Below are 18,811 nucleotides of genomic sequence, written 5' to 3'. Positions count from 1 at the left end.
GCCCAACTTGTTAAAACCCCACCGCTTAAAAATATTTGAATATAACCCTTTTACGGGGGGGGGCTTTTTCCCCCCCCACGATTTTTGCGCTGATTTTTTCAAATCAGCGCCCGTCTACTGTTTTTTCAGGCGCCGTGTTATTACTATTGGTTTCACAACAATTGTCACTTGATGACATTTTGTTGAACCTAACCAACAAAGGGTTAATCACCCTTGTCTTGCTGCTGCTCGTCAGTAGTGCAATAGACAAAACTGCGTTAATAAAGCGTATTGGTAGAAAACTCGTTAGTACAAGTTTTTCTAAGTCGTATTGGAAACTGTTTTCACTTACCTTTGTGTCATCCGCGTTGTTAAACAATACCGCTATAGTGGCCAGCCTTATAGGGCCCATTAAACAAAACCAATACCACCCTGCCTCCCGCTTACTTATTCCGCTTTCTTATGCTGCCATACTCGGTGGAACAGTTACCTTAATTGGTACCTCGACTAACCTGATTGTAGATAGCTTTTTACAAGAGCATGGTCATCCTGGTTTTAACTTTTTTGACTTCACACTGTATGGGCTAGTTGCCGGTTTAAGCTGTGGCGTACTCATGTTTGTGCTTACGCCATTACTGCCTAATATTGCAAACAAGAATGACAACTACCAAGAGTACATGGTTGAAGCGAAGGTGAATTCAGGTTCAGAACTCATTGGCAAAACCGTTGAGCAAAACCACCTTCGTAATTTACCTGAATTATTTTTGGTTGAAGTAGTTCGCGACGGGAATCTAATTTCTCCCGTTGGCCCCGACTTAGTGATTGCAGAAAACGATAAACTTATCTTTACTGGCAATGTCCAAAAGCTTGATAACTTAAGCCACATAAAAGGGTTAACCACCTTTGCTGAAACCGACGGCATTTTGCGAGAAAGCTTAACCGAAGTGGTGGTAGCAAACCGCGCTCAAATTATCGGGCAAACCATCAAAAACCTCGGTTTTAGAGCATTGTTCGATTCGGCCGTAGTGGCTATTCGTCGTGACGGCGAGCAGCTGTCAGGTAAGTTGGGTGAAATAAAACTGAAAGCAGGTGATTTTCTATTACTTGCCGCTGGGCCAGATTTCAATACTCGACAAAATTTAAGTAAAAACTTCTTTATATTGTCTGAGCAAAAAATCTCTCGCCCGCTAACCAACCAACAGGAATGGATAACCCTTGGCGGGTTTCTAACTGTGGTGACGTTAGCCGCGGCTGATATTATTTCACTCGCGATGGGTCTGCTATTTTTAGCTGCCGTATTGATTGGTTCTAAGGTAACAAACAACGGTGAGATGAAGCGAAATTTACCGCTCAACCTAATTATCGTGATTGTTGGAGCATTAAGCTTAGCCACGTCGTTAGAGTCTTCAGGGGTTATTGCCATTTCTACTGCGCAGTTAATTCCCTACTTAGCCGACACCGACTGGTTTATTGCGTTAATCGTGGTGTATTTGACTACCTTACTTTTAACGGAATTTGTGACCAATAACGCAGCTGCTGCGCTTATGTTCCCTTTTGCTTATGGACTAGTTGAAATCATAGGCGCACCGCTTATGCCATTCGCATTGGCGGTTGCCTTTGCGGCAAGTGCTAGCTTTATATCGCCGTTTGGATACCAAACTAACTTATTGGTATTTAATGCCGCTAATTATAAATTTAGCCACTTTATTCGAATAGGGTTACCTATCTCGTTACTGTATAGCGCTATCGTGCTCTGCTTATTGAACTTAACGTATCTAAGTCATTAACAGGTAAGCACGCGATTGACGAGGTATAGTCGTCATTAAAGGGCCAGTATTTATCCAATACTGGCCTTTTTTATATTTGCGGCATTACTGTAAGCACAAATAAGTCCCTCTACTACGCATTCGACACAAGTTTTTACTAAAAACAGGTACAGTTCTTTAAGCAGCGCCTGTACTTAGCTTCGCTATATCAGTAACCTAAACAAAACTAATATAATATTTTATCTCGGAGCAACGGATGCATTCAGTATCAAACCCCTTTCAAGCGTGTAACGATATATTCTTTCGGCCTAATGGCGTATTTAAAGCTGTTGGTGAAAAAAACAACTGGAGTTGGTTTCCTTTTATTATTGTTATGATGATAACGTTGGCATCTCAATATTTGTACGTAAACTTCGTTGATATTGAATGGTTTGCAAATATTAACATTGCCGCTCAAGATGCAATGAGTCCGGCAGAAGAAGACCAAATGCGCGCCTTCTTCACTAGAAACACCCTCATGCTTTCCCAGTTAATAGGTGCATTCTTTGCACTTACCGTGGTGAACGCTATTTTTGCCGTTTATTTAAATTTAACAACACGCAGTGACGACAGTCATGTTTTCGGCTTTACGGATTGGTATGGCTTTACGTGGTGGGTATCTATGCCTTACGTGGTAACGGGTCTTATTGCTGCTGCACTTATTATGTTTGCGGGCGATCACCAAATATCCCCTGCCATACTTGCTCCCCTGTCACTTTCTTACATACTAGGTATTGAAATGACATCACCATGGTTCGCGTTTGCCCAAGCTATTCGCGTTGAGTTGTTTTGGACCATCTACCTTACGATGGTAGGCATCACTCAATGGACCTCATTCTCTACGAAAAAGGCAGCAATTATTGCTTCCGCACCCTACGCTGTGATTTACGGTATTTGGGGTGTTTTCGCACTTATTTAAGCTCTACACCATTTTCAATTCACTTCTTACACCTAAGCTTGGTGTAGGAAGTGAGTTCAAACCGTTGATATGTCGAAAAGCGGTAACTGAATAGAAGGTTTTGCTCCCGGCCTCAAAGGCCTAAAGTACTCGCTATTGTTATAGAAATTTTCATCTTGTTCTTCGTACCACCCTGGTACACCTAGCAAAGGAATAGGTTTTAGTAGCGGAGATTGGTTAAACGCATCAAGCTCAGTGATACGTTTCACCAATGATTTGTCTACCTCTTGGCGTTGTTGCCATTGATTCATACCACTAAACCCTTTAGGCACACTCACTGCCAACCACTTCCCCGTAAGCCCGATAAAAGGCGAAAGCATCATTTCAAGGTTTGCATGCCCGAAAATAAAGGGGGTTATGTGAGTTCCCCACTCGTGCCTATGGGTTAAAAAGCTATCCTGCCATTGATGTTGGGCTAACATATTCAGCAACATGTTTGATTTATAAGCATCCCCTTCTTCCAGCGCGAGTACCACGCCGCATTCATCAAAATGCGTAATGCGGTTTCGTCGCTCAGTTCTTGGGTGTGTGCCATGGTGTGCAATATCTTGCATGTGCAGGGTATTCAATAACGCTTTTGTGGCGGGAAATTGAATCCAGATAAGCGCATTGAACAAATCATGCCAGCTATTTTCACGAGTGGGTATACTGTTGTCGCTCGCGATTATTTCTTCATAGTAACGACTGTGGTTTGGGTCACTTTGCTTATCAAGATCCCCTTGCGCTACAAACACAGGGCCCTGCCATTGGGGCTGAAATGCTTCACGTAAATGGTTAATCCTTGCAGCGCTAGGAAAAACAGTGTCGTCTAATAACATGAATTCATTCAACAGTGTATGTACTGGTAAAGACGCATTATCTTGAATATGGTGTTTACACCAAGGAGTAACAGGTATTGGCATACTTAATATTGGTTCATCTTAAGGTTTTCTCTATACTGGGCGGTATTGTAGAGCAAACAGAGACTAACAATGAAAAAAATGTTTTTGCCCTTGCTGGTAACTGCCGTATCAGCGGTAAGTGCTTGCAGCCCCAATAACGCGCCTGACAACGCGCTTGATAACGACACTGCGCAATCAGAAACGCAAAACCAAACAAATGAAATTGCTTCGAACTTCGACTCAGTTTACGCCAGCATTTCAGATGCAGATATTCGCGAACCATTAAAAATACTGTCATCTGACGAATTTGAAGGCCGCTTGCCCACCACCATCGGTGAAACAAAAACGCTGGATTATCTCACTCGAGAATTTGAAAAAGCAGGGTTGTCACCGGGTAACGGCGATAGCTACCTTCAGAAAGTAGCATTAATGGAAATTAGCGCTAACCCTGAAATGACCATGACAATTGGTGACAATAGCTTTTCGTATAAAGAAGACATGGTTGCGTCATCTAAGCGCGAGCAAGAAACCGTATCACTTGAGAATTCAGAACTGGTATTTGTTGGCTACGGTGTTAACGCACCTGAATACGACTGGAACGATTATGAAGGCTTAGATGTTACCGGCAAAACCGTAGTGATATTGGTGAACGATCCAGGTTTCGAAAACCCTGAGAGCGGAAAGTTCCAAGGCACGACGATGACCTACTATGGCCGCTGGAGTTACAAGTATGAAGAAGCTAGCCGTCAAGGCGCTGCTGGCGCGCTAATTGTTCACGAAACCGCCCCAGCCTCTTACGGTTGGTCAGTAGTAGCGAATAGCTGGAGTGGCCCACAGTATGGGTTAGTATCTAAAGACAAAGGTGCTAGTCGTGTTGCTGTTGAAGGTTGGTTAACGTTAAGCGCCGCTGAAAAAGTGTTCGCAGATGCAGGCTTTAATTTTCAAGAAGAAAAGAACCAAGCCAAGCTTGGGCCTTATCATAAAGCAATGGATATTAATGCATCGGTAACCGTGCAAAACACGTTTAAAAAATCTGAAAGTCACAATGTTATTGCCACGCTACCTGGCTCAGAGCTACCAAACGAGCATGTTATTTACACCGCGCACTGGGATCATTTAGGAAAAGATGAAACCAAAGAAGGCGACAATATTTACAATGGTGCACACGATAACGCCACAGGAAGCGCTGCTATTTTGGCAATGGCTAAAGCCTATGCTAACTTAGATATTGCGCCGAAGCGTTCTGTATCGTTTTTAATAGTAACAGCCGAAGAACAAGGTTTGTTGGGCAGTAAATACTATGCAGATAACGCCGTTATCCCATTGGAAGATACGGTAGCCAATATCAATATGGATGCCATGAACGTACTTGGGAAGACTAAGAACGTTGCCGTGGTAGGTATGGGTAAGTCAGACTTAGAAGATTACCTTAAAACTGCTGCTGATAAACAAGGTAGAACCCTCACTCAGGAAGACCGCCCGGAAGCAGGTTATTACTATCGCTCAGATCATTTCAGCTTTGCGAAAAAAGGCGTGCCTGCACTTTATGCAGAAGGGGGTAATGAGCCTGCTGACGAGGCAACGGCTAAATACCGTAAACGTATGAATGTAATTGTCACGGGATGTTATCACCAAGTGTGTGACCAATACCGTGACGATTGGGATTTAAGCGGCATTGTGCAAGACACCCAATTATTATTCGATGTAGGTTTTAACGTTGCTAACGCTAAGCAGTGGCCATCCTGGAAAGAAACCAGCGAGTTTCAGCGTAATAATTGAGTTTTAGACTCAGATAACACAAACATGTAATAAAAATAAGCCCTGTTAAAACAGGGCTTATTTATTGCTATTTATTGCTAATTATTGCTATTAACAATGCGCGTTATATCGTGCTTCTTACATGAACAACCCTTTCAGCTCTTCAGCCCCAAAGGTTGCTATTTCAAACGCAATCAAGATAATAATTATCCATTCCAAGAACGATGAATGTTTATGATTTAATTCTTCCGCTAGCATCTCGAACAGCTCATGAATAACATTTAGCTTGTTTGAAAGCACATCTACCCTAGGGCGAATATCTAAATATCGCGCCGTGGCATTATAAGCATGTTCATATTCGGGGTATTCCCAAAAGAACTCTGGCGTATCAAGCAACCCGTAATGCAAAAAGATGTCACTTTTGGTACTAAACAAGTGCCCACGTATTTTTGCCAACGCGGGGCGACGTAACGTTATCTTGCCCGTTTCGGCCAACGCTTTCGGCAAATACGCATAGCGAGTAATCGTATCTTGCGCTTTATGCTCGTATTCATTGAGCTTAATTGACTGGGCTAACCCATGGCTGATTGATAGCCGAAGTAATGGATCGTCAATCGATAGGGTTATTAGGTCCCGTTGCAGCCTAAGCACATCGCTTGTAAACGCAAATTGTAGATGCTCTTGGTGAATACCAGACAATAATTTAGGGCTCACCTGTAACCTATTTAATAAGGCAACACGCTCTTCTTCTACCACGCCCCAAAAAACCACCACACCATACTCGAAAAGCCAAGCTTCACCGCCTGTCACTTCAATGTGCATGGCATCACGATAGCGCGAACCCTGAACACTTGCGTCCATTTGAAGGCTATCTACATCAGGAATAACATATACCGAAACTCGGTCGTTTGAAAATTGCATACCCTTTACCAGGTGTTGAAAAAACCGGCAGATTATGCGCTCAAAGGAGGTAAAGAGATACAAATATAAATTATTTATTATCAGTAAGTTATAAAATATATTTTGATATAGATATAGTGAGATAATACTGCATTCTGCCTACTATTTGCACTACCTTTTTTCTGTTGCACCTACTAACAGCTAAACTTTCACCCAAGAACCACGAGTTTTGGAATAACAATTTCCATTTTCTCATCATATTGTACTTGCAATTTCCTGTCAGACTGGCACATTCAAGGCATGCGAAAGCGCGATTAAAAAAAACAACAATACCTTCGCCAACTCGTTCGCGAGTACCCGACAGAAAAAACCTCAATTATTTTTCAACAAGTGAACAGAGAGAATCCGTTTTATGTGTGGTATTTTCGGTATCCTTGATATCAAAACCGATGTGTCTGAACTCAGAACCCAAGCCCTCGAATTAACAAAATTATTGCGCCACCGTGGCCCTGACTGGTCGGGAATCTGGAATAATGACAATACCATTCTTTGTCACGAAAGATTGGCTATTGTTGATGTGGACACCGGCGCTCAGCCGCTTATCAGCCAAAATGGCAAACAAGTTTTAGCCGTAAATGGCGAAATTTATAATCATAAGCAACTCGCTGATGATTTAGCAGAACCTTATCCGTTTAAAACTCGCTCAGATTGCGAAGTTATTCTTCCGCTATTTCAACAAAAAGGTGTGAGCTTTGTTGATGAATTAGAAGGTATGTTCTCATTTGTTCTTTATGATGACGAACAAGATGCTTATCTAATTGCTCGCGACCATATGGGGATTATTCCTCTATACACAGGTTACGATGAGCACGGCAACTTCTACGTTGCTTCAGAAATGAAAGCGTTGGCCCCAATTTGTAAAACCATCAGCGAATTTCCTCCAGGGCATTACCTGTGGAGTAAAGACGGTCAAATCACGAAGTATTACAAGCGTGATTGGATGGAATACGATGCAGTAAAAGACAACACCACTAACCTTGACGATTTACGTGTAGCGTTTGAAAAATCAGTGAAGTCTCACATGATGTCAGACGTACCATACGCAGTATTATTATCAGGCGGTTTGGACTCATCATTAGTCTCTGCAATTGCAGCTAAGTACGTTGCAAAACGTGTTGAAGACGAAGATAAAACAGAAGCTTGGTGGCCTCGCCTGCATAGCTTCGCGGTAGGTCTTGAAGGTGCACCAGATTTGAAAGCTGCTAAGAAAGTGGCCGATATGATTGGTACTGTACACCACGAAATTCACTTCACTATTCAAGAAGGGCTTGATGCCATTCGTGACGTGATTTTCCACCTAGAAACCTACGATACCACTACCATTCGTGCGGCAACGCCAATGTACCTAATGACCCGTAAGATTAAAGCCATGGGTATTAAGATGGTATTGTCTGGTGAAGGTGCTGACGAAATTTTTGGTGGGTACTTATACTTCCACAAAGCGCCAAATGCGAAAGAGTTCCACGAAGAAACGGTACGTAAACTAGATCGTCTTCACTTGTTCGATTGTGCTCGTGCGAACAAGGCAACTTCAGCATGGGGTGTTGAAGCCCGTGTTCCATTCCTAGATAAAAACTTTATCGACGTGGCCATGCGCTTAAACCCACAAGATAAAATGTGTCTTGATGGTAAAATGGAAAAATGGATTTTACGTAAAGCGTTCGACAACGGCGATACTCTGCCTGCCGAAGTGCTATGGCGTCAAAAAGAACAGTTCGGTGATGGCGTAGGCTATTCTTGGATTGATTCTATCCGTGATTTCGTAGAGAACGAAGTATCTGACCAACAATTTGCTTCTGCTGAGTTCCGCTTCCCAGTGAACACACCAGATACCAAAGAAGGTTACTACTACCGTACTATCTTCGAAGGTTATTTCCCTCAAGAAAGTGCGGCACGTTGTGTACCTAGTGGCAAATCTATTGCCTGCAGTACGGTTGAAGCGCTTGAGTGGGATGAAAGCTTTAAGAACAATGCCGATCCTTCAGGTCGTTCAATGAAAGACGTGCACTCTGGTGCCTCTGACTAATTCTAGTCACCTGAACTTTTAAATAAAAAACGCGGCTCTTGCCGCGTTTTTTTATGAGTTCTATATATGTTCTGTAAGGGGTGTAGAAAAAGTCTACAGCGAATTGTAAGCCATACTCTACCGATCAATTACGTACCAAAGCCGCTCATCGGCTAACGGCGTTTCAGGCGGTAATAAGGGGTTATCAAGCGTATAGATTCGTCTGTTTTTGATGTCTAACTGCTCTAAAATTGCTTCATTAGAAGATTTAAATAACGCTTCAAAAGAGCCGTCTTTAATTGCACGATTCAAGCCTGTTTCAATTAGCCGTGCTAACGTTGGGTTACTCTTATTAACGAAATAGTACATGGCAGTTGGATAATAAACTGCCATATCAGGTTCTAATTTAAGCGATGCCGATCGCCCGTCAAGTTCAGCTGATACCTCTATGACCGAGCGAGGAAAGAAATCCCCTTTGTTTTGCAGTAATAACGAATAGGCATCTTTGAAATTCGGCACCGTGGCAACATTAAAGCCGTTGGCTTGCAGTATTTTAGTGTCTGGCCATTCCTCACCTTGAAGTGGTGTAAAGTTCATTAATTCATTTTTCGATGAAACCCGCGCAAACTCCGCTTCCCTATCTACATTGATAACAAATACCCGAAGACCAATGAGTCCTTTCGCAATGGGAATTCGAATAGGGAGAAGATCTTTTTCACGTTGGCTGTCCGTCATGCTCCACACCACGTTCACTTCACGATTTTCACGCAGTTGACGCAATGCCTTTGAAGACAAAAGAATGCGATCTGATGGCAATAACTCGTAATTTACACCCGTTTTATCAAGGGCAAGTTTAAGCAAGGCAATGGGGTATTCGGCGCGAGCGTCAGAGTCATCTAGCGGTTTGGGGTAGTTAATTGTCCACAATGCCGCGGCACTTTGTGTTGCTACAAACAACGAACACAAAAGCAGTGCCGTTTTTACATACTTCAACGCCATTATCGAACTCCTTTGCTCACGCTTATGTAATTTATTCTATACCAATATATTTATGTGTTTGTAAGGATAGTCGCCAATTACGGGCTATGCAGGTTTGTACTGCAAGTTCGGTCGCCCTTGGTTGCTGACTTATCGGCTGTAAACAAACCTGCTTACCTGCTAACGAAGAGACATCGGCTAGCAGCGCATCTAACTCATCAATGTGTTTTTGCATGGCAATAGGATGTTTTATTTCATTCGCACGCTCAAGGGCGCTTAACAAAACCGGCATCCCCCCTTTCATATTGATTTTAGGCGAGACCGTCACGTAAGTCCTATCATCACACAACACTTCATAAGTGCCACTCGTTTCTATTTGCGTGGAAAAGCCGTTGTCATGTAACAGTGTGGTAAGCGGGCGCAAATCATACATGCATGGCTCACCACCGGTGATAACCACATGCTTTGCCACATAACCTTGTTCAGAAAACAGCGACAACAACTTGTTTTCATCGATTTCAAAAAAATGCTCAGACTCGTTGGTCTTATCAATAACTTGTTGTGCCGTGGTCACCAAGGCGTTATTCAGCGTCCAGGTATGTTTGGTATCACACCATGGGCAACCCACAGGACATCCTTGTAAGCGAACAAAGATAGACGGGATACCGGTATGTGCCCCTTCTCCTTGGATGGTTTCGAACATTTCATTGATGTTCAGCGTGATTAATTTCGACAAAATGTCACCCTTTAACGATTGTATGTTTCGATTTTACCAAGGATCACATAAAATTCGGGCATAATTTCTCAAAACTTTAAAACTATGTCAGAAAACGTTGTTGTTATCTATTCAGGTGGAATGGACTCATTCACTGTTTTACATAAAGCCTTACGTGATGGTAAGACCGTTCACGCCCTTTCTTTTGATTATGGTCAGCGCCATAAAAAAGAATTAGATTATGCGGCAGCGGTGTGTAAATCGTTAAACGTGCCTCACAAAATTGTGGATATTAGCGCTATTAATAGCTTAATAGGTGGCTCATCACTAACCTCTGATATCGATGTACCAGAAGGGCATTACGAAGAGCCCAGCATGAAGCAAACCGTTGTGCCTAATCGTAATATGATTTTACTGTCGTTAGCGGTGGGATATGCGGTAAGTTTAGAAGCAAATGAAGTGTATTACGGCGCTCATTCGGGCGATCATGCTATTTACCCAGACTGTCGCCCTGAGTTTGTGGAAAAGATGAGTGATGTTTGTCGTATTGCTAACTACACCCCTGTTGAAATTGTGACGCCTTATATTAAAGACAGTAAAACGGCAATTTTAACTGACGGGTTAAAAATGGGCTTAGACTACGGCGAAACATGGACATGTTACAACGGAAGAGAGAAAGCGTGTGGTAAATGCGGTGCCTGTGAAGAGCGCTTAGAAGCTTTCAGAGAAAATCACTGTACTGACCCACTTAGCTACGAATAATCGATTTGGCGCCTACTCAGGCGCCTTTTAGCTTATTCACCATCATGCGTAATGAGTGGCTTATCGCCACCGAAATAAAAGCGCTACACCCAAGTGCTCCCCCAATCCCTTCTAGTAGCGGCAGTAGCACCATAAAAATGATGGCAAAGCATAACGACGAAATCGTGAGCAAGTAATACGAAAACCGATGCGGTGCACTCATACCTACAAAACTTCCCCCGAAAAATACGGTTGCCCAAAATTCAGCGGTTTCTGATGAACGACTTTCGCTCATTAGCACGTTCTCGATAAGTAGCACTGAAAAGTAAAATAAAATTGTGAGTAAACTGGACGCTCGAATTACATTAAACCTTCGTAGCTTCGCTAACCGGTAGGTGGTGAATGCACCGGCAAGGGTAATTAAAACAACTAATAACGCCGTCAAAACAACGCCCTTAGAAGAATAAGGCTACTGACTGCGGTAAATGCAATAGCCCCTAGCCGACCACCAAAACCTTCGAATATATTGCGTGTAAGGGTATATACCCCAGCCCCTACAACAGAAATAAATACTAGCGCTTCCCACCCAGTAATAATGGCACTTGAACACATACCCGCGAAGGCTCCAGCATAAATAGCAGCTTGTGGGTGATTGCCATACTTTTTAGGCCAATGCCAAAAACTGCCAACCAAACCAGTAAAGGCGGCAGCCAATACCACGGGTACATCAAAATGATGATGCAGTGAAAAGCACAAATACGTTCCGAAAAAGAACGACACTAATTTAACTAGAAAGAAAATAAACCATTCCTTTTGGGTGAAACGAAAAACGCCCTGTTTTCACAAGGCGTTTTCATACAGTATTTGATTTGCGCGTACCTACTTTTGACTTTCGCCTATAAAGTAAGTGAGTTCCTTAATGCAGTGTCGTAACACGGGATTTAATCGCGTGTTCTTACCATTCATTACAAACAAATCATGGCTAAAGTTATACAAGCTGCCATTGGCAATAGGCACTAACCCTAGCGCTGCGCCCTGCTCTTTGGCCATGTAGTCTGGCAATAAACCGATATACTCACCCGTCATAATGGCAGACATTGCGGCATCGAAAGAGTCTGAAAAGGTTTGAATGGCAAGACGAGACTCATTATCAATGTAGTTTGCCGATGATAAACCAGAAATACCAATGGCCGGATAATCTTCAATTTTTATATTTTCAGGCAACGCAGTATCACGGTATTTCGCTAACGGGTGTGTAGGTGAACAATACAAACGCCCATCTGTGGTGATCCCGATAGGATGGAAAGTCACAGATTCGGGTTTTACCATATCGTAAGTCGATACCACCAAATGGCATTCTCCGGATAAGGCAACATGCTCTACTTCATTATATAAACGGGTTTGGATATTAACGTGAATATCATCAAACTTTTTCATGGTACTTTTAACCGCTTTACTCACTGCTAAATGCATTGAAAGCGGCAGGCCAGCCATAAGAACTAGCGTAATGTGACCTGAGTAGTCGTCGTGTAATGATTTCAAATTAAACACAAAATTATCGAAGGCGTTAAAAATACGCTTGGTTTCCTGAAAAACCACTTCGCCTTCTTTCGTCATTTGAAAGCCACCACGACCCCGGTGGCATAATACTAAATCGAGACGTTCTTCAAGCTTCTTAATTGCAGCACTGATATTAGGACGTTGCATACGCAACACGGGTTCTGCAGCAGTAAAACCATTACAACTTGCTACTGCATAAAACACGCGTAACAACTTAATATCCGACTCTTGAAGACGATTCAGCATAAAGGCACCATTATAGGTATAGTTATAGATACTTAAGTATCAACTATATGCAACTGGCGCCCTGATTACAACGACAATTTAAGGCGAATTTCTGCTCTAAACAAACTGTTATAAACGACTGAAACAAAATTGCTGAGATTGTTTTACCATCAAGAACGTTTAGTTGGTTTATTAAGACAGTGCAACAACCTGTTTACGAAGTGCTTCTACATCATCTCTTAAGGAAGCTGCCTTTTCAAATTCAAGCTCTCTGGCATATTCAAACATCTGCTTTTCAAGCTCGGAAATTTGCTCCATTAACTCTGTCGAACTTGCCGCTTTCTTCTGTTTCTTCTTCTCTTCTACTTTGCGAAGCCTTACTTTACCGGAGGCAGGATGAGCACCCTCGCCCAAATCCATAATATCGGTAATCGGCTTATTCAAACGCATCGGCGTTATATTATTGGCTTTGTTGTACTCAACCTGTTTTTCACGGCGGCGTTCAGTTTCATCCATGGCTTTTTTCATAGACTTGGTGATTTTATCGCCATATAAAATGGCGCGCCCGTTAATATGACGTGCGGCTCGACCTATGGTTTGAATAAGTGAGCGCTCTGCTCGCAAAAAGCCTTCTTTGTCGGCATCTAAAATCGCCACCAAAGAAACTTCAGGCATATCGAGGCCTTCACGAAGCAGGTTAATCCCCACCAGCACATCGAACTTACCAATACGCAAATCGCGAATAATCTCAATGCGTTCTACCGTGTCGATATCGGAATGCAAATACCGCACTTTAACGCCATGCTCATTTAAGTATTCACTTAAATCTTCGGCCATACGCTTAGTGAGCGTAGTAATAAGTACCCTTTCATCAAGCGCCACTCGCTTGTGAATTTCCGATAATACGTCATCCACTTGGGTAGCGACGGGGCGCACTTCAATAATGGGGTCTAATAACCCTGTTGGGCGCACCACTTGCTCTACTATATCACCATGGGTCTTTTTAAGTTCGTACTCACCGGGAGTGGCCGATACGTATACCGTTTGTGGGCAAATTTGCTCAAATTCTTCGAATTTAAGTGGGCGGTTATCTAGTGCTGATGGTAAACGGAACCCATATTCCACCAAGGTTTCTTTTCTAGAGCGATCCCCTTTATACATGGCACCAATTTGAGAAACCGTTACGTGGGATTCATCAATGAACATAAGGCCATCAGCAGGAAAGTAATCTAATAAGGTTGGGGGCGGCTCACCAGGTGCGCGACCCGATAGATAACGAGAATAGTTTTCTATGCCCGAGCAATAACCAAGCTCCATCATCATCTCAATATCAAATTGAGTACGCTGAGAAATTCGCTGTTCTTCGATTAACTTATTAATTTCTAGCAGCTGCGCCTTTCTAGACTTCAACTCCCCCTTTATATGCTCAATGGCATCAAGGATTTTTTCTCTTGGGGTAACATAGTGAGTTTTCGGAAATACCGTTGCCCGCACAACTGATTTGTCGACTGCGCCTGTTAGCGGATCGAACAAACTAATTTTATCTATCTCATCGTCAAATAGCTCAACGCGCACTGCTTGTTTTTCTGAGTCTGCAGGGAAGATATCAATCACATCGCCGCGCACGCGAAACGTACCCCGTTCGAAGGCTAAATCGTTGCGCTTATATTGAAGCTCGGCAAGTCTGCGCAAAATATCGCGCTGATCCATGGTATCGCCCTGTCGCAAATGCAAAAGCATTTTCATATACGACTCGGGATCACCCAAACCATAAATAGCAGACACACTTGCGACAATCACAACATCTCGGCGCTCCATCAATGCTTTTGTGGCAGACAAACGCATTTGCTCAATGTGATCGTTTATCGAAGCATCTTTCTCAATAAACGTATCGGTACTGGGTACGTATGCTTCAGGCTGATAGTAGTCATAATAAGAAACAAAATACTCAACCGCATTGTTAGGGAAAAAATCTTTCATCTCCCCGTATAACTGTGCCGCCAAGGTTTTGTTATGCGCCATAATCAGCGTTGGCCTTTGAACTTCACTAATAACATTCGCCATGGTAAAAGTTTTACCCGAACCGGTAACCCCTAACAGGGTTTGCGCTGCTAGGCCACTTTCTAACCCATCAACTAGGGTTTCTATAGCAGCAGGTTGATCGCCGGCTGGCTTGTAGCTTGAATGAAGTTCAAAACCTTTACTCATTAATCAAATACCTTATTTACCTTGCCACCTAAGTAGCATGTTGTTCCTGTTTAAATACCGAGAGCGAATTTTTGAATACGACAAAAGATACGGTTGCCATGGCAATATTTGCCACTACCGTTCCCCAATACAATCCGGTTAAACCGAAAATGTAGCTTCCCGCAATACTTATTGGCACAAAAAATACAAACAATCTGATAACACTCAAAGCCAATGCACTCAAGGGGCGGTGCATCGCATTTAACGAAGAATTCGTTAAAATAATAATACCCTGCATGCCATAACCTAAAGGCACTATCATCAAAAACAATTGAATGAGGCGGCTTACCTCGGGTTCACTGGTAAAGGCTACGGCAATCCAGCCAGAACACACCCACATAACAACAAATACGAATAACTGCCAAAAAAGCACAAACTTTAACGACACCATATAAGCGCTATGCACTCTGTCGAATCTATTTGCACCAACGTTTTGGCTAATAAAGGGTGGCAATGTCATAGAAAGTGCAAGTACCACGATACTGGCAATAGACTCCATTCTGCTGCCTACTCCCCACGCCGCCACAGCTTGAGCACCATAACCGGCCACCACCGCGGTCATTACACCACCGGCTATTGGCGTAAGCATATTAGCCCCAGCGGCTGGCAGGCCTATTTTTAATATATCCCCGCTAATTGCTTTTAGCTCTAGTAATGAAAGTAACCGAGGCAGAATTAGATTTCGTTTAACCGCCAACAAATAAAGTATCCACGCAGCACCCACCATCCACGCTAATAGCGTAGCCAGCGCAGCGCCTTGAATGCCCATTGCGGGGACCGGACCTGCGCCAAAAATAAACAAAGGGTCGAGCAGTGCATTTAAACCACCTACGGTTGCCATGACAATACTTGGGGTTCGGGTATCGCCACAGGCTCTTAGTACACTGTTACCCACCATTGGTAGCGACAGAAAAATACTCGATGCGTACCATAAGGCCATATAGTCCCTTATATAAGGTAATAAGCTTGGCGAGGCATTCAGCAATGTAAATATAGGTTCAATGGTGAAGTAACCAATTAACGCCAACGTACCCACCAATAAGGCAGAAAGCATTAGTGAACCAGTCGCGTAATTCTTTGACTCGCTCAATTCGCCACTGCCTTGCAGTTTGCCGATAATAGCCGACGTGCCAATGCCTAACCCAATATTCAAACTTATAACGGTAAAGGTGACGGGAAAGGTAAAACTAATGGCAGCCAAAGGTTCTGTACCTAATAAACTGACAAAGAAGGTATCGATTAACCCGAAGCTCATCATCATGACCATGCCCAGTATCATAGGTATTGTCATGCGTTTTAGGGTAGAAGGAATATCACCGTTTAAAAGATTCGCGGTTCGGCTCGGGGACTCGTCTGTTTTCACAAACCCTCTCAATAGTTGATTGGTAGAAATAACTGGCGCTAATAAATAAGTGGCTATCGTAAATAACTAAACTTGCCTTACAACAAGAAGCTGACAGTAGTCTATGTGAGACTGACCACATTGGCTATGTTAAATCGACCAAGCTAAGTTTGGGCTAGATCAGGTGCCGGTTTTCACACCAGCGCATTGTTAAAATTAATACTATTGACTAATTTACACGTTTTAACGTGAACATTGGCGAAGATGTCACTGACAACGCTTTTTTAATAGCTAACGCTTGAAGGCTTATCAACTTAGTTTATGAAATAAGCCAATTTAGTGTAATGACAATTTCATTACGGCTAGATTGCGCTTTTAAGACAGTCTATCGGTCGATTACACCTAAGTTGCCGTAGAAGCAACACCACACAAAAATGTAAAATTTATGTAAACCTTTCATTTCTTACTGTTATATCGTTGAAAAAGTAACTCATAGTCGACGAATTAACACACAAGATATTTTTTGTCCAACAGATCTATTAAGATCTTAACTAGAGATCTAACATAAACAAGTAAACCATTGAAATACAATTGATTTTAGTGATTACAGGTTGGTAGAGCTCACGATCATGACCACGATGATCTTACCAATTTATCCTCAAGTTAATAACTATCAACATAGTTATCCACAGAATTAGTGGATAAGTAGCTCTACCCCAGCAATTACGCCCTATGCTGGGTAACCCCTCCCTAATTATGTAAGTGAAGACTAACCTTGAGATACTAAGCTCTAGGTTACATATTTATTAAACACTGTACATAATATCAGTATACAAAACATTTTTTATTCTATTTTATTATATAGGTTTCGTATTTTGCTACTGAATGAAACGAGTCGCTTTTCGTAAAAATTCATTCCTTTGATAATGCAGTTAAACACGGCAATACGAATACTCGCTCAGTAATTAAGCATCACTTTCTCGCTTTTGGTGTAAATTTGAGCATAAAACCCCTAAAAAGCTATTTTTTGACCACTTAGCATAAAAAATTCATTAAGGTTGTTGACAGAAACCCAGATGCTCTTTAATATTCCGCCCCGTTGAAAAGCAGGTCCCCTTTAGCTCAGTTGGTTAGAGCGACGGACTGTTAATCCGCAGGTCCCCCGTTCGAATCGGGGAAGGGGAGCCAACTTTTCATCGACAACTTTAAGTGCAATTCCCCCTTAGCTCAGTTGGTTAGAGCGACGGACTGTTAATCCGCAGGTCCCCCGTTCGAATCGGGGAGGGGGAGCCACTTGGTTGGCTCATTACCGCTTTATACTCTTCTATTATCTCATACGTTTTTTTCTTCCTGAAATAGCTTATATATTCATTAAATAACCCTAATTCAATCAAGTTGTTAATCTGCGCCTAAAAAGCGATAATAGACAAATTATTCCTGTTTTAATTTCGAGTACGGCGATTATGCCGAGACTCAACTAATTCCTCGTAGGAATTGCGATTTTCATGACTGAATTTTTATTACTATTAATTGGTACCGTATTAGTTAATAACTTCGTGCTGGTGAAGTTTCTTGGCTTATGCCCTTTTATGGGTGTGTCGAGCAAACTCGAGACTGCCATGGGTATGTCTATGGCTACCACGTTTGTTTTAACGCTAGCCTCGGCCACAAGCTACTTAGTAGAGACTTATTTACTTGCGCCTTTAGGTATTGGCTACTTACGAACGTTAGCGTTTATTTTAGTGATTGCTGTTGTGGTTCAGTTCACTGAGATGGTGGTGCATAAAACCAGCCCTACCCTTTACCGCTTATTAGGTATTTTCCTTCCTCTTATTACCACCAATTGCGCTGTACTTGGTGTTGCGTTACTGAACCTTACCGAGCAGCATAACTTTATGGAAAGCCTTATTTATGGCTTTGGTGCCGCTGTTGGCTTTTCATTAGTGCTAGTTTTATTTGCGGCCATGCGAGAACGTTTAGCTGCTGCCGATGTGCCTGTTTCATTCAAAGGGGCATCGATTGCAATGATAACGGCGGGTCTTATGTCGTTGGCGTTTATGGGCTTTAGCGGTTTGGTGAAAGTATAATGACCATGACATACGCCATTATCGCATTAGGCGCACTTGCGCTTCTTTTCGGCCTAATTTTAGGTTACGCCAGTATTCGATTCAAAGTAGAGGGCGACCCACTAGTCGATCAAATCGACGAAATATTGCCCCAAACCCAATGTGGACAATGTGGCTACCCTGGTTGCAAACCCTATGCAGAAGCCATTGCTAATGGTGATGAAATAAATAAATGCCCCCCAGGTGGTGAGTCGACCATAAAAAAACTTGCCGATTTGATGGGGGTAGAGCCAAAACCTCTCGATGCGGCTCACGGCGAAGAAGATACGAAAAAAGTCGCCTTCATTCGAGAAGACGAATGTATTGGTTGTACCAAGTGTATTCAAGCATGCCCCGTTGACGCCATATTAGGTGCAGCAAAGCATATGCATACAGTGATTGTTGAAGAATGTACGGGCTGCGATTTATGTGTAGAGCCCTGCCCAGTAGACTGTATCGATATGGTGCCTGTTACACCAACCACAGCAACATGGAAGTGGGATTTTTCCTCATCACCTAAAGGTGACATTCCAATTAAAATGGTGTCGTAAG

The 18,811-nt window shown here is 42.7% G+C and carries 16 protein-coding genes and 2 tRNA genes; 9 read left to right on the top strand and 9 right to left on the bottom strand.

All coding sequences use genetic code 11. The annotated features are described in order from the left end of the window. The first annotated feature begins 35 nt into the window (after positions 1-35). Entirely contained in the window at positions 36-1,766 is a 1,731-nt protein-coding gene (locus tag J8L84_RS14320; protein ID WP_211071269.1) for an SLC13 family permease, read from the top strand. Positions 1,767-2,001: 235 nt separating this feature from the next. Beyond that, positions 2,002-2,703, top strand: coding sequence for a YIP1 family protein (locus J8L84_RS14315; RefSeq protein WP_211071268.1), 702 nt, complete (start codon positions 2,002-2,004; stop codon positions 2,701-2,703). Positions 2,704-2,759: 56 nt separating this feature from the next. On the opposite strand, the gene J8L84_RS14310 is transcribed toward J8L84_RS14315, so the two are convergent. Next, on the bottom strand, positions 2,760-3,644 hold the full coding sequence (locus J8L84_RS14310; protein ID WP_211071267.1) for a DUF3025 domain-containing protein: 885 nt from the start codon (positions 3,642-3,644) through the stop codon (positions 2,760-2,762). A gap of 69 nt (positions 3,645-3,713) precedes the next feature. Here J8L84_RS14310 and J8L84_RS14305 point away from each other — a divergent pair, with 69 nt between their 5' ends. Continuing rightward, on the top strand, positions 3,714-5,402 hold the full coding sequence (locus tag J8L84_RS14305) for a M28 family metallopeptidase (RefSeq protein ID WP_211071266.1): 1,689 nt from the start codon (positions 3,714-3,716) through the stop codon (positions 5,400-5,402). A gap of 117 nt (positions 5,403-5,519) precedes the next feature. Here J8L84_RS14305 and J8L84_RS14300 read toward each other — a convergent pair whose 3' ends face one another. Continuing rightward, a complete protein-coding gene (locus tag J8L84_RS14300; protein ID WP_013784943.1) occupies positions 5,520-6,302 on the bottom strand; it encodes an RMD1 family protein in 783 nt (260 codons plus the stop codon). A 391-nt stretch (positions 6,303-6,693) separates the two neighbouring features. Between J8L84_RS14300 and asnB the strand changes: the two genes are divergently transcribed. Continuing rightward, a complete protein-coding gene (gene asnB, locus J8L84_RS14295; protein WP_057793070.1) occupies positions 6,694-8,367 on the top strand; it encodes an asparagine synthase B in 1,674 nt (557 codons plus the stop codon). A gap of 117 nt (positions 8,368-8,484) precedes the next feature. Here asnB and J8L84_RS14290 read toward each other — a convergent pair whose 3' ends face one another. Both J8L84_RS14290 and queE read right to left on the bottom strand, forming a co-directional pair. Next, positions 8,485-9,345: an amino acid ABC transporter substrate-binding protein gene (locus tag J8L84_RS14290; RefSeq protein WP_211071265.1), complete on the bottom strand. Its 861-nt coding sequence runs from the start codon at positions 9,343-9,345 to the stop codon at positions 8,485-8,487. Positions 9,346-9,376: 31 nt separating this feature from the next. Next, positions 9,377-10,027 carry a 7-carboxy-7-deazaguanine synthase QueE gene (gene queE / locus J8L84_RS14285; RefSeq protein WP_211071280.1) on the bottom strand — a complete coding sequence of 217 codons (651 nt, stop codon included), beginning with the start codon at positions 10,025-10,027 and terminating at the stop codon, positions 9,377-9,379. Positions 10,028-10,144: 117 nt separating this feature from the next. Between queE and queC the strand changes: the two genes are divergently transcribed. After that, positions 10,145-10,801 (top strand): 7-cyano-7-deazaguanine synthase QueC, encoded by a 657-nt coding sequence (gene queC, locus J8L84_RS14280; RefSeq protein WP_013784947.1) that lies wholly within the window; start codon positions 10,145-10,147, stop codon positions 10,799-10,801. A 16-nt stretch (positions 10,802-10,817) separates the two neighbouring features. Here queC and J8L84_RS14275 read toward each other — a convergent pair whose 3' ends face one another. The 5 genes from J8L84_RS14275 to J8L84_RS14255 all read right to left on the bottom strand — a co-directional run bounded on the left by J8L84_RS14275 (position 10,818) and on the right by J8L84_RS14255 (position 16,091). Then, the gene (locus tag J8L84_RS14275; RefSeq protein WP_211071264.1) at positions 10,818-11,225 is read right to left on the bottom strand and encodes a hypothetical protein; all 408 of its coding nucleotides are present in this window, start codon (positions 11,223-11,225) and stop codon (positions 10,818-10,820) included. Next, a complete protein-coding gene (locus J8L84_RS14270) occupies positions 11,222-11,560 on the bottom strand; it encodes a hypothetical protein (RefSeq protein WP_231518478.1) in 339 nt (112 codons plus the stop codon). Before J8L84_RS14270 ends, J8L84_RS14275 begins: the two co-directional genes overlap by 4 nt. Before the next feature lie 99 nt (positions 11,561-11,659). Continuing rightward, positions 11,660-12,586 carry a LysR family transcriptional regulator gene (locus J8L84_RS14265; protein ID WP_057793076.1) on the bottom strand — a complete coding sequence of 309 codons (927 nt, stop codon included), beginning with the start codon at positions 12,584-12,586 and terminating at the stop codon, positions 11,660-11,662. 171 nt (positions 12,587-12,757) lie between these two features. Then, on the bottom strand, positions 12,758-14,773 hold the full coding sequence (gene uvrB / locus J8L84_RS14260) for an excinuclease ABC subunit UvrB (RefSeq protein WP_211071263.1): 2,016 nt from the start codon (positions 14,771-14,773) through the stop codon (positions 12,758-12,760). 28 nt (positions 14,774-14,801) lie between these two features. Continuing rightward, on the bottom strand, positions 14,802-16,091 hold the full coding sequence (locus J8L84_RS14255) for an MATE family efflux transporter (RefSeq protein ID WP_282100451.1): 1,290 nt from the start codon (positions 16,089-16,091) through the stop codon (positions 14,802-14,804). 1,174 nt (positions 16,092-17,265) lie between these two features. On the opposite strand from J8L84_RS14255, the gene J8L84_RS14250 reads away from it, so the two are divergent. The 4 genes from J8L84_RS14250 (at position 17,266) to rsxB (ending at position 18,810) form a co-directional block, all read left to right on the top strand. Continuing rightward, a tRNA-Asn gene (locus tag J8L84_RS14250) sits at positions 17,266-17,342 on the top strand. A 28-nt stretch (positions 17,343-17,370) separates the two neighbouring features. Then, positions 17,371-17,447, top strand: a tRNA-Asn gene (locus J8L84_RS14245). A 212-nt stretch (positions 17,448-17,659) separates the two neighbouring features. After that, a complete protein-coding gene (rsxA, locus tag J8L84_RS14240; protein ID WP_013784953.1) occupies positions 17,660-18,241 on the top strand; it encodes an electron transport complex subunit RsxA in 582 nt (193 codons plus the stop codon). Continuing rightward, positions 18,241-18,810 (top strand): electron transport complex subunit RsxB, encoded by a 570-nt coding sequence (rsxB, locus tag J8L84_RS14235; protein ID WP_211071261.1) that lies wholly within the window; start codon positions 18,241-18,243, stop codon positions 18,808-18,810. Before rsxA ends, rsxB begins: the two co-directional genes overlap by 1 nt. Position 18,811 lies beyond the last annotated feature (1 nt).

It is taken from the genome of Alteromonas sp. MMG017 (assembly GCF_018100795.1).
In the GTDB taxonomy this organism is placed as follows: Bacteria; Pseudomonadota; Gammaproteobacteria; order Enterobacterales; family Alteromonadaceae; genus Alteromonas.
This window is presented reverse-complemented; position numbering and strand designations above follow the sequence as displayed.